This is a genomic window from Variovorax sp. GW821-FHT09B01 (assembly GCF_059418345.1).
In genome coordinates this window covers 121,499-133,573 of record NZ_JBWKPQ010000017.1, presented here as the reverse complement: position 1 = coordinate 133,573, position 12,075 = coordinate 121,499, and the positions used below count along the sequence as shown (strand labels likewise).

Below are 12,075 nucleotides of genomic sequence, written 5' to 3'. Positions count from 1 at the left end.
TGATGGAACTGGTCGCCGTGCTCAGCCCCGTCGACGTCGAAGTCGACAAGCTCGACACGCTGCTGTTCGTCGTGCTCAGCCCCGACGACAGGCTACCGATGCTGCTCGTGGCCGTGCTCAAGCCAGTCGAGGTCGAGGTCGACAGGCTGCCGATGGAGCTAGTCGCCGTGCTCAGCCCCGTCGACGTCGAAGTCGACAAGCTCGACACGCTGCTGTTCGTCGTGCTCAACCCCGACGACAGGCTACCGATGCTGCTCGTGGCCGTGCTCAAGCCAGTCGACGTCGAGGTCGACAGGCTGCCGATGGAACTGGTCGCCGTGCTCAGCCCCGTCGACGTCGAAGTCGACAAGCTCGACACGCTGCTGTTCGTCGTGCTCAAGCCCGACGACAGGCTACCGATGCTGCTCGTAGCCGTGCTCAGGCCAGTCGACGTAGAAGTCGAAAGGCTGCTGATGGAACTGGTCGCCGTGCTCAACCCCGTCGAGGTCGACGCCGACAGGCTCGACACCCGGCTGTTCGTCGTGCTGAGGCCCGACGACAGGCTGCCGATGCTGCTGGTCGCGGTGCTCAGGCCGGTCGAGGTCGACGTCGAGAGGCTGCTGATGCTGCTGGCGGTCGTGCTCATGCCCGTGCTCAGCTGCGCCACCGTCACGGCGTCCTGCAGCGCCGCGCCATCGGCCACGTTGGTGATGCGCCGCAGGGCGGACGACGAGCCCACCGAGACTTCGGAGGCGGGTGCGTTGGTACCGGTGAGGAAGCCGTTGCCGGTCGGTCCCTTGGCGCCCGTCACGCTGCCCGCGCCCAGCGCGACGCTGTTGGCATAGGCGGCGTTGGCGCCGGTGCCCATCGAGACCGCGTTCGAGCCCAGCGACACGGCGTTGGCGCCGAAGGCGATCGCGGCATCGGTGACCGACAGATCGGCCGACTTGACGACGGCGCCATTGCCGATCGCGATGCTGCGGGTGGTCCGGTCGTCGGTCGTGGCATTGCCGCCGATCGCGATCGAGGCGTTCTGGGGTGCCACGCCGATCTGGTCGGCGGATGCGCCGGTGCCCAGCGCGATGCTGCCGCCCCAGCTGTTCGCGTTGGTCCCGATCGCGATGGTGTTGACATCGGTGTTCGAGCCGATGGTGGCGTTCTTGCCGATGGCGATGGCGCCATCCGCGATCGAGCGTGCGCCGGAGCCCAGCGCGACGCTGGCGTTGCCCGAGGCCAGGGTGCTTTGTCCGATGGCGACGGCGGCCGCGGCCGCGGCGTTCGCGCCGGTGCCGAAACCGATGGCGTTGGCGGCCGATGCGCTGGCCGCGTCGCCGAAGGCGAGCGTGCCGGCCGCGGTGGCGTTGGACTTGTTGCCCAGCGCGACCGAGCCCTGCCCGATCGCATTGTTGGAATTGCCGATGGCCACCGCGCCGCTCGCCGCGGTCGTGCCGTCCAGGCTGCCGGCGGCAGTGTTGTTGGCACCCATCGTCACGGCACCGGTGCCATTGGAGACGTTGGGATCGCCGATGGCGACCGCGCCGTCGCCCGTGGCCTTCTGGCCGCGGCCGATGGCCACCGCGCCACCCGCGGCGGTGCTGGAGTTCGCGGTCGTGCCCGACGAACCGATGGCGACGTTCTGCCCCGTGGCGCCACTGACGACGCCGTCGCCCTGGGCAATGCCGAAGGCGCCGTTGACGATGGCGCCGCGACCGAGCGCGATGCCGGAGGTTGCCGCGGCCACGACGCTGGACTGGCCGCCGATGGCGATCGAATCGGCCGCGGCGGCGGATGCGCCGCCCACGGAATTCGTTCCGAGTGCCAGGGCACCGGCGGCGGTCGCGCTCGCCGTGCGGCCCAGGGCCGAGGAGAAATCGCCCGTGGCCGTGGCCCCGGCACCGATGGCGGTGCTGCGATTGCCGAAGGCGTTCGCCAGCGTGCCGACCGCCAGGGCATTCTCCGCGCCGGCGTTCGAGGAATAGCCGAATGCCACCGAGGTCTTGCCCCAGGCCTGCGCGAACACGCCGAAGGCCGTGGAACTGCCGCCCCAGGCATTGGCGTTGTTGCCGAAGGCCGTGGAAGGCGCCAGGGAACTCGCGTCGCCGCGGGCCGTCGCATTCGTGCCGAAGGCCATGTCGTTGCCGAAGGCGGCATTGGCGCCGGCGCCGATGGCCGTCGCGCCGCCGCCGTTCGCCTTGGCGCCGGCACCGATCGCGAGGTTGTTCGTCTTGCTGGTCGCGCTCGCATTCGCGCCGATGGCGATGCTCGAATCCGCGCCGGCTCCGACGTTCGCACCGCTTCCCAGGGCGATGGTGCTGTTCGACTGTGCATTGGCGTTGAGGCCGATGGCGATACCCGAATCGGCCGCGCTGCCGACGACCGACTGGCCGCCGATCGCGACCGAGTTGGCGCCCAGGGCACGGGCCGCCGCGGTGCCGCTGGCACCGATGGCCGTTGCGCCGGTGCCACTCGCGGTCGCGCCGGCGCCCACCGCCGTCGCGTAGTTGGCGGTTGCGTTGGCGCCCACGCCGATCGCCGACGCATTGGTGCCGCTCGCGCCACCGTCGTTGCCACCGATGGCCAGGGCATTGGTGCCGCTCGCGTTGGCCTGGCCGCCGATCGCCACCGCGTCCTGTGCCGTGGCCTTGGCGCCGGTGCCGATGGCCAGCGAATCGCCGACCGTGGTGTTGGACGAGGCGACGGAGTTGGCACCGATCGCGATGGCCGTGCCCGCGCTGATCGCCGCCGCGTTCGCGCCCGCGCCGATGGCGATGTTGTTGTTGCTCGCAGCGAGGGCGTTCTGGCCCATCGCGATGCTGGCGATGCCGAAGGCATTGGCCTGGAGGCCGAAGGCCGAGGCGTACTGCCCGGCGGTCGATCCCATGCCGAACATGCTGGAGCCCTTGCCGCGCGCCGTCGTGAACGACCCGAACATCGTGACGCCCAGGAAGCCGCCGCCATTGGCCGAGCACCCGCCGACCACGGTCGAGTACACGCCGGAACCGTCGACCGGATCGACCGTCGCCGGGTAGGCCTTGCCGTCGGGACCGGTGTTCGCACCCGTGTTGCAGGCGCCGTTCGGCGGTCCGACGATGTAGGCGTTCGCGCTCTCCATCAAGCCGAAGGACGCCAGCGCGACGCTCAGCGCGGCACCCGCGATCACCGCAGCCGAACTGCTGCGCTTGCCTCGGGCGGAAGTGATTTCCGAAGCGGCCACCCATGCACCGAGCGACTCATTCCAGATACTTCTATATGACTTGTTCATTGACTGCCAACTGCGTGTGGAATCTCAGGACCCGCGCGGTAGGTCCCAGGAAAAATGTGAAGGGTCGTGCTTGGCGCTCGTCGTCGAGATCCCAATCACCGCGCTGTTCACAAGAGCGGTGGAATGTACATACTTGTTTACATTCAGAACGCAAAAGACCAAATCGCTCAAAAAGCTTCGATGATTTAGTTCACAAAAAAGGACACAAATTAGCATCCACATTGATTAACAATTGTCTCCTGAAGGTGAAAGCGCCGCGAAAACATAGAATCCCCTCACCGTTCGAAACGGGGCAGAAGATTCGATGCAAGCCATTGTTTCATAAGGACTTTTTCTTCGATCAAGTGGAATTAATTCACATTGAAGCTTGAGAAGGACAACTTTGGCAGGTGAGTAAAAAAGCACACTCGATGCGCGCCAATCTGGAACTTGTTCACGGATTCATTTATTCATCCGTGATTTATTTCTCGCCGTAGAGCGCAGATGACGCCAATTAACAATTGGGCAACAAAAGTGAATTCAAACGACTCCCTCCGCATCGGCATCACCATCGGACTTCACCACGAAGCCGAAACACTCTGGAACAACGGCATCAAGCAGAACGCCGTGTTCCTGGCCGAGGCGCTCAAGCACTGCCCCGGCGTGGCGTCGGTGGTGCTGGTCAACACCACGGCCACGCCGATCACGCCGGCCCTGCCCTGGGACCAGGCGCGCTGGCCCACGACGAACTTCGAGGGCGCCAAGGACGAGGTCGACGTACTGATCGAGCTGGGCGGCCAGATCGACCACCTGCAGACCGACTACCTCAAGCAGCGCGGCGCCCGGCTGGTGTCGTACTGCTGCGGCTTCGAGTACGTGCATGCGATGGAGTCGATGCTGTTCAACAAGCCGCTGTGGGGCCGGAACCTGTTCGTCAACCAGCGCTACGACGACATCTGGATGGTTCCGCAGGTGGCGCACATCAGCCAGCCCTACTTCGAGGTGCTGCGCCGGATCGAGGCGCGCGCCGTGCCCTTCGTCTGGAGCCCGGTGTTCCTCGAGGAGCGCACGCGCGGGCTGCCCGAGGGCGGCGTCTACCAGCCGCGCGTCGGCCCGCGGCGCCTCAGCGTGATGGAGCCGAACATCAACGTGGTGAAGTTCTGTCTCTATCCGATCCTGGTCGCCGAACTGGCCTACCGCGCGCGGCGCGAGGCGATCGCGCTGCTGCAGGTGGCCAATGCCGAGAAGATGGCGCGCGAGAACATGGAATTCATCACCCTGATGAACCAGCTCGACCTGGTGCGCGAGCACAAGGCCGTGTTCCTGGGCCGGCACGACACGCCGACCTTCCTGGCGCAGAACACCGACATCGTGATCTCGCACCAGTGGGAGAACCCGCTCAACTACTTCTACCTCGAGACCTGCTGGCAGGGCTATCCGCTGGTGCACAACGCCCACCTCTGCGCGGACCTCGGCTACTACTACGAAGCCAACGACGTGGCAGCGGGCAGCGCGCGCGTGCTCGAGGCGATCGACGCGCACGATGCGCAGCCGCTCGCCTACCGCGAGCGCCAGCGCGGCCTCATCGACCGCTACCTGCCCGGCAACGCGGCGGCCACCGAGGTGTACAACACGCTGCTGCTCGGCCTGATGCAGCGCCCCGCCCGATAACCGGAGCCGCCATGCTCGAACCTTCCGCTCTCCAACGCTTCTTCCCCGTGGTCGTCACGCCGAGCCACGACGGCAAGTTCTTCCAGAACTACGTGATGTCGATGATGAACTTCGCCATCGAGGCCGAACGCGCCGGCATGCGGATGCAGGTGCTGTTCCACCAGGGCGAAAGCCTCGTGACCCGGGCGCGCAACAACTGCGTGGCCCAGTTCCTCGCCAACCCCGAATGGACCCACCTGTTCTGGATCGACGCGGACATCGGCTTTTCGGCGCAGGCGGCGTTCCGGCTTCTGCTCTCGGACTACGAGATCGCGGCCGGCGTCTATCCGCTCAAGCGCGAGGACTGGCCCGAGGAAGGCGTCGCGGCCGGCACCACGCGCGCGCAGTTCGATGCCACCTTCACGCGCTACACCGTCAATGCAAGCGCCTCGGAAGCCAGCGGCAAGGTCGAGCTCGAGGTGCAGCCCGACGGCTTCATGAAGATGACCGAGGCGCCCACCGGTTTCATGGCGATCAAGCGCGGCGTGTTCGAGCGGCTGATGGCGAGCTACCCCGAGCTCAACTACGTGCCCGACAGCATCGGCGAGGCCGACCGCGGCCTGCACTACCGTTTCTTCGACGTGATGGTCGACCCCGTGACGCGCCGCTATCTCTCGGAGGACTACGGCTTCTGCCGCCTCTGGTCGGGCCTGGGCGAATCGATCCACATCGATGCCAACTCCAACCTCACGCACCAGGGCGCCAAGCTCTACCGCGGCGACTTCGCGACCTCGCTGCTGACCTCGCTGCCGCATGCGGTGGGCGGCCCCGCGGGGGTGTCCATGGAACTGACGGGCACGCAGTACCTGCATCCGAACCACCCGCCGACGTTCTGAACGCCGGCTCCAGCGCCATGAAAAAAGCCCCGCGGATGCGGGGCTTCGTCGACACGGGCCGGGCCGGCCCGGGGACCGTCCGGCCTGTCTTCAGGCTCAGGCCGTGACCGAGTCGGCCACGTTCTTGTAGTCCTCGATCTTGTCGAAGTTCAGGTACTGGTAGATCTGCGCGCTGGACGCATCGAGCACGCCGGTGCTGGCCATGTACTCTTCCCGGGTCGGGATGCGGCCGAGGCGCGAGCAGATGGCGGCCAGTTCGGCCGAGCCCAGGTACACGTTGGTGTTCTTGCCCAGGCGGTTCGGGAAGTTGCGCGTGCTGGTCGACATGACCGTGGCGCCTTCGCGCACCTGCGCCTGGTTGCCCATGCACAGCGAGCAGCCCGGCATCTCGGTGCGGGCACCGGCATTGCCGAACACGCCGTAGTGGCCTTCCTCGGTCAGCTGCTGCGCGTCCATCTTGGTCGGCGGCGCGATCCACAGCTTGACCGGGATGTCGCGCTTGCCTTCGAGCAGCTTCGACGCGGCACGGAAGTGGCCGATGTTGGTCATGCACGAGCCGATGAACACTTCGTCGATCACGGCACCCGCCACGTCGCTCAGCGTCTTCACGTCGTCGGGGTCGTTCGGGCAGGCCACGATGGGCTCGTGGATCTCGGCCAGGTCGATCTCGATCACGGCCGCGTAGTCGGCGTCGGCGTCGCCCTTGAGCAGTTGCGGGTCCTTGAGCCAGGCTTCCTGCGCGGCGATGCGGCGCTGCAGCGTGCGCGCGTCGGCATAGCCCTCGGCGATCATCCACTTCATCAGCGTGATGTTGCTGTTGATGTATTCGATGATCGGTTCCTTGTTCAGGTGCACCGTGCAGCCGGCGGCCGAGCGTTCGGCCGAGGCGTCGCTCAGTTCGAAGGCTTGTTCGACCTTGAGGTCGGGCAGGCCCTCGATCTCGAGGATGCGGCCCGAGAAGATGTTCTTCTTGCCCTTCTTCTCGACCGTCAGCAGGCCGCTCTTGATGGCGTACAGCGGGATCGCGTTGACCAGGTCGCGCAGCGTGACGCCGGGCTGCATCTTGCCCTTGAAGCGCACCAGCACCGACTCGGGCATGTCCAGCGGCATCACGCCGGTGGCGGCCGCGAAGGCCACGAGGCCCGAGCCCGCGGGGAAGCTGATGCCGATCGGGAAGCGCGTGTGGCTGTCGCCGCCGGTGCCCACGGTGTCGGGCGTCAGCAGGCGGTTGAGCCAGCTGTGGATCACGCCGTCGCCCGGGCGCAGCGAAACGCCGCCGCGGTTGGCCATGAACTCGGGGAGTTCATGGTGCATCTTGACGTCGACCTTCTTCGGGTACGCCGCCGTGTGGCAGAACGACTGCATCACGAGGTCGGCCGAGAAGCCCAGGCAGGCCAGGTCCTTGAGTTCGTCGCGCGTCATCGGGCCGGTGGTGTCCTGCGAGCCGACCGAGGTCATCTTGGGTTCGCAGTAGGTGCCCGGGCGCACGCCCTGGCCTTCGGGCAGGCCGCAGGCGCGGCCGACCATCTTCTGCGCCAGCGAGAAGCCCTTCTTGGTGTCGACCGGGCTTTGCGGCAGGCGGAACAGCGTGGAGACCGGCAGGCCCAGCGCTTCGCGCGCCTTGGCCGTGAGGCCGCGGCCGATGATCAGCGGAATGCGGCCGCCGGCGCGCACTTCGTCGAACAGCACGTCGCTCTTCACGGTGAATTCGGCGATGACCTGGCCGTCCTTCAGGGCCTTGCCTTCGTAGGGACGCAGCTCGACCACGTCGCCCATGTTCATCTGCGTCACGTCGAGCTCGATCGGCAGCGCGCCCGAGTCTTCCATCGTGTTGTAGAAGATCGGCGCGATCTTGCCGCCGAGGCAGACGCCGCCGAAGCGCTTGTTGGGCACGAACGGGATGTCTTCGCCGGTGAACCACAGCACCGAGTTGGTGGCGCTCTTGCGCGACGAACCCGTGCCGACCACGTCGCCGGCATAGGCCACGAGGTGGCCGCGCGCGCGCAGGTCCTCGATGAACTTCACCGGGCCGCGCTTGCCGTCTTCTTCCGGAACGATGCCGGGGCGCGCGTTCTTGTGCATTGCCAGGGCGTGCATCGGGATGTCGGGACGCGTGGTCGCGTCGGGTGCGGGCGACAGGTCGTCGGTGTTGATTTCGCCGGCCACCTTGAAGATGCTGACGGTGATGCTCTGCGGCACTTCGGGACGGCTGGTGAACCACTCGGCATCGGCCCAGCTCTGCAGTACGCCCTTGGCGTTGGCATTGCCCTTGTCGGCCTTTTCCTTGACGTCGTGGAACTGGTCGAACATCAGCAGCGTCTTCTTGAGGCCCTCGGCCGCCACGGCGCCGACTTCGGCGTCGTCCAGCAGATCGATCATGGGGCTGATGTTGTAGCCGCCGAGCATCGTGCCGAGCAGTTCGGTGGCACGGGCGCGCGTGATGAACGCGCTCTTCTCGGTGCCATGCGCCACGGCCGCGAGGTAGCTGGCCTTGACCTTGGCGGCGTCGTCCACGCCCGCGGGCACGCGGTGGGTCAGCAGGTCGAGCAGGAAGGCACCGTCCTTGTCGTTCGCGCTCTTGAGGAGCTCGATCGCTTCAGAGGTCTGCTTCGCGCTCAGGGGCAGCGGTGGGATACCGAGCGCGGCGCGTTCGGCGACATGGTCAACGTAGGCTTGCAACATCTTCTTTTCTCCGGAAACTTGGGGCTGGAGGGCATGCGGCGCGGTGTTCGACCCGCCGTCCGGCTTTCGCCGGTCGGCAAGCAAGAGCCGCGCCGCCCCTCGTGGGGTCGACTTACTTCTTGTCGCCGTCAGCGCCTTCGAAAAGGCTCTTCGGCGGGTTCTTCTTCATTTCTTCGGCAAAGGCCACCTGGGCCGGCGTCTGGCATTCGTCGGCGATGCGCAGGCCAGCCTTCTGGTTCATCAGCATCGACTTGTTGCCCAGCTGCAGCCACATGGCGCCGGCGCGGGGGTCTTCGAGGCGGATGGCGCCGGTGCGGCTTTCGACCGGGTGCATGCGATAGCGCAGGCCCTTGGTGGTCACGGTGAAGAAGCCGGGCTTCTTCTCGTCCTCGGTCACGGTCACGTCGGCGCCGAGTTCGCACTGGGCCTTGCCGGTCGACACGCGCTTGGCAACCTCGAGGTCGGAGTCGGTGAGCACGACGTTGGTGTCGTCGCTGATCGGCGTGACTTCCTCGACGGCCTTGGCGGCCTTGCGGGTGACCTGGCGCTTGGGCGGGGCCTTCTTGGCTTCGGTGGACTTGGCGGCGGGCTTGGCAGCGGCCGGCTTGGCGGGCGTGCTGCTCTGCGCCAGGGCACCGAACGGCAGAGCCAGGGCCACTGCGGCGATCAGGGCGATTTTCTTCATGTGAGGGTTTCCTTGAGGCTGGTTCGGAGGTTTCAGGAGACCGCGGGCGTCAGCCAGGCCTTGGCCTCTGGCGGCAACGCGCGCCCTGTTGCGTGGGCACGCGTCAGTACCTGCCAGAAATGGCGGTAGCTCGCGCGGTCGTGCAATGTGCCATCAATTTGTGTCGGCGCCCAATCCGCGGCCGCTGCCTTGAGCAGGATATTTGTGGCAATTTGAATCTGCGCCTCGTCGGGCGCGAAGGCCTCGAGGATCGGCCGGATCTGGTTCGGATGGATGCTCCACATGCGCGTGTAGCCGAATTCGCGGGCCGCCTTGCGGGCCGCGGTGCGCATGGCGTCCATGTCGTTGAACTCGGTCACCACGCAGTGCGAGGGCACCTTGCCGTGCGCATGCGCGGCCGAGGCGATCGCCAGCTTGGCGCGCACCACCAGCGGATGCGTGAACTGGCCCGCGGCGCCCATGCCCTCGGCGGGGATGGCGCCGGCATGGGCCGAAACGAAGTCCATCAGGCCGAAGCTCAGCGACTGCACGCGCGGATGGGCCGCGATGTCGAAGGCGTTGTGCACGGCAAAAGGCGATTCGATCAGCACGTGCAGCGGCAGCGTTTCGGCATCGGCGGCGTCGAGCGCGGCCACGGCCTGCTCGACGTCGGCCACCGACTCGACCTTCGGCACCATCAGGTGGCTCAGCCGCTGGCCGGCGCGGCCCGCGATGGTGATCACGTCGCCCGCGAAGGCCGGGTGGTCGACCGGGTGCACGCGCACGCCGACGCGCATGCCGGGCCTGGCGGCCAGCGCCAGCTCGGTGACCAGCGCCGCATGCTCGGCCTCGCCGCCCACCGGGGCGCCGTCCTCGCAGTCGAGGGTGACGTCGAACACGCAGGCGCCGAACTCCTCGGCCATCTCGGCCTGGAGCGCGAGGCTCTTCTTCATGCGCGCCTCGACGCCGCTGTAGTGATCGCACACCGGCAGGCTGACGGCGCCGGCCTGCGCGCCGAGCAGCACGGCAGCGGGATGGGCGGGGGCGCGTTCGCTCACGGTGCTCACGCCTTCTTCTGCGCCACGATGAACATGCGCGGGAAGGCCAGCAGCCGCTTGCCGTCGGTGCGTGCCGGGTAGGCCTCGTTCACGCGGCGCTCGTATTCGGCCAGGTAGCTGGCCTGCAGGTCGGGCGGCAGCCGGTCGACGAAGGGCTTCAGGCCCGTGCCGCGCACCCATTCGACGATGGAGGCGGCATCGGCCATGCGGTGCTGGTAGATCGTGTGCCAGACATCGACGTTGGCCGCGCGCGGCGCCAGCAGGTCGTAGTAGCCGCCCAGCGGCAGCAGCTTGGTGCGCAGCCGGTCGGCATCGCCGATGGGCTCGGCCCAGGGCGCTTCGGCCGCGAGCGCGCGCATCAGGCGGTGCGTGGGTTCCTGGCGGTTGTCGGGCATCTGGATGGCCAGCACGCCGCCGGGGGCGAGCGCGTCGAACAGGCGCGGGATCAGCGTTTCGTGATCGGGCACCCATTGCAGCGACGCGTTCGCATAGATGAGGTCGGGCGCGGCTTCCGTAGAAGGCGCCCAGGTCGCGATGTCGCTCAGCTCGAAGCGCGCGCCGGGCAGGCGCTCGCGCGCGCTGACCAGCATGGCTTCGGAGTTGTCGGTCCCGAGGGCCTGGGCCTTCGGGAACCGGTGGACCAGCAGCTCGGTGGAGTTGCCCGGACCGCAGCCGAGGTCGACCACGCGGGCCGCCTCCGCCAGAGGCACCCGCGCCAGGAGTTCCTGTGCGGGGCGGGTGCGCTCGTCCTCGTAGCGACGATAGAGCGCGGGGTTCCAGTCGAGCATGCCGGCAGGCCTTGCTTAGATCAGGTGAGCAACGCCGGCTTGTTCGCCTTGCAGCTCTTCCAGGGTCTTGTTGATGCGTTCCTGGCTGAATGCGTCGATCTCGAGGCCTTCGACCAGCTTGTACTCACCGTTTTCGCAGGTGACCGGGAAGCCGAACATCGTGTCCTTCGGAATGCCGTACTGGCCGTCCGACGGGATGCCCATCGTGACCCACTTGCCGTTGGTACCCAGGGCCCAATCGCGCATGTGGTCGATGGCGGCGTTGGCGGCCGAGGCAGCCGACGACAGGCCGCGTGCTTCGATGATGGCGGCGCCGCGCTTGCCGACGGTCGGCAAGAAGGTGTTGGCGTTCCATTCCTGGTCGTTGATCATCTTGGCGACGCTTTCGCCGTTGATGGTGGCGAAGCGGTAGTCGGCGTACATCGTGGGCGAGTGGTTGCCCCAGACGGTGAGCTTTTCGATATCGGCCACGGCCTTGCCGGTCTTGGCGGCGATCTGGCTGGCAGCGCGGTTGTGGTCCAGGCGCAGCATGGCGGTGAAGTTCTTGCGCGGCAGGTCCGGTGCGCTCTTCATGGCGATGTAGGCATTGGTGTTGGCGGGGTTACCGACCACCAGCACCTTGACGTTGCGGCTGGCAACGGCGTTCAGTGCCTTGCCTTGCGCCGTGAAGATGGCGCCGTTGACGGCCAGCAGCTCGGCACGCTCCATGCCCGGGCCGCGGGGACGCGAGCCGACCAGCAGTGCGTAGTCGGCGTCCTTGAAGGCGGTCATCGGATCGCCGTGGGCTTCCATGCCGGCCAGCAGCGGGAACGCGCAGTCGTCGAGTTCCATCATCACGCCCTTGAGCGCCTTCTGGGCCTTCTCGTCGGGGATTTCGAGCAATTGCAGGATGACCGGCTGGTCCTTGCCGAGCATTTCGCCGGACGCGATACGGAACAACAGGGCATAACCGATTTGACCGGCGGCACCGGTGACGGCAACGCGGACGGGCTTTTTGCTCATGGGAAGACTCCAGAAGTGATGTGACGGTGTCGGCGCACGCGCGAAACGCGGCGGCGGAAGTCTCGCGGGGCGGTCGGGAGGTCCGAAAAGGGCCGGACGGCCGCGGCGCGGGAAC

8 protein-coding genes are annotated in these 12,075 nt (G+C 67.1%); 2 read left to right on the top strand and 6 right to left on the bottom strand.

Features of this window, described 5'->3' with window-relative positions; genetic code table 11:
- On the bottom strand, positions 1-3,241 hold a 3,241-nt coding region (locus AC07RV_RS33150; RefSeq protein WP_492715127.1), incomplete at its 3' end, for an ESPR-type extended signal peptide-containing protein.
- A 513-nt stretch (positions 3,242-3,754) separates the two neighbouring features.
- Here AC07RV_RS33150 and AC07RV_RS33145 point away from each other — a divergent pair.
- Both AC07RV_RS33145 and AC07RV_RS33140 read left to right on the top strand, forming a co-directional pair.
- Entirely contained in the window at positions 3,755-4,891 is a 1,137-nt protein-coding gene (locus tag AC07RV_RS33145) for a DUF2827 domain-containing protein (RefSeq protein ID WP_296780187.1), read from the top strand.
- Between the two features lie 11 nt (positions 4,892-4,902).
- Positions 4,903-5,766, top strand: coding sequence for a hypothetical protein (locus tag AC07RV_RS33140; RefSeq protein WP_296780184.1), 864 nt, complete (start codon positions 4,903-4,905; stop codon positions 5,764-5,766).
- A 96-nt stretch (positions 5,767-5,862) separates the two neighbouring features.
- On the opposite strand, the gene AC07RV_RS33135 is transcribed toward AC07RV_RS33140, so the two are convergent.
- From AC07RV_RS33135 to AC07RV_RS33115, 5 genes are all read right to left on the bottom strand, one after another.
- Entirely contained in the window at positions 5,863-8,448 is a 2,586-nt protein-coding gene (locus AC07RV_RS33135; protein WP_296780181.1) for a bifunctional aconitate hydratase 2/2-methylisocitrate dehydratase, read from the bottom strand.
- 112 nt (positions 8,449-8,560) lie between these two features.
- Positions 8,561-9,133: a hypothetical protein gene (locus tag AC07RV_RS33130; protein WP_093348767.1), complete on the bottom strand. Its 573-nt coding sequence runs from the start codon at positions 9,131-9,133 to the stop codon at positions 8,561-8,563.
- A gap of 32 nt (positions 9,134-9,165) precedes the next feature.
- On the bottom strand, positions 9,166-10,179 hold the full coding sequence (locus tag AC07RV_RS33125; RefSeq protein WP_296780178.1) for an HpcH/HpaI aldolase/citrate lyase family protein: 1,014 nt from the start codon (positions 10,177-10,179) through the stop codon (positions 9,166-9,168).
- The gene (tam, locus tag AC07RV_RS33120; RefSeq protein WP_296780175.1) at positions 10,176-10,958 is read right to left on the bottom strand and encodes a trans-aconitate 2-methyltransferase; all 783 of its coding nucleotides are present in this window, start codon (positions 10,956-10,958) and stop codon (positions 10,176-10,178) included. Before tam ends, AC07RV_RS33125 begins: the two co-directional genes overlap by 4 nt.
- Positions 10,959-10,973: 15 nt before the next feature.
- A complete protein-coding gene (locus tag AC07RV_RS33115) occupies positions 10,974-11,960 on the bottom strand; it encodes a malate dehydrogenase (RefSeq protein WP_296780172.1) in 987 nt (328 codons plus the stop codon).
- Positions 11,961-12,075 lie beyond the last annotated feature (115 nt).

What these genes read in the sequence shown, in the direction of transcription:
- AC07RV_RS33140 (WP_296780184.1), top strand. Translation starts at nt 4,903, where the DNA reads ATGCTCGAACCTTCCGCTCTCCAACGCTTCTTCCCCGTGGTCGTCACG.
- AC07RV_RS33135 (WP_296780181.1), bottom strand. Translation starts at nt 8,448, where the DNA reads ATGTTGCAAGCCTACGTTGACCATGTCGCCGAACGCGCCGCGCTCGGT.
- AC07RV_RS33130 (WP_093348767.1), bottom strand. Translation starts at nt 9,133, where the DNA reads ATGAAGAAAATCGCCCTGATCGCCGCAGTGGCCCTGGCTCTGCCGTTC.
- tam (WP_296780175.1), bottom strand. Translation starts at nt 10,958, where the DNA reads ATGCTCGACTGGAACCCCGCGCTCTATCGTCGCTACGAGGACGAGCGC.
- AC07RV_RS33115 (WP_296780172.1), bottom strand. Translation starts at nt 11,960, where the DNA reads ATGAGCAAAAAGCCCGTCCGCGTTGCCGTCACCGGTGCCGCCGGTCAA.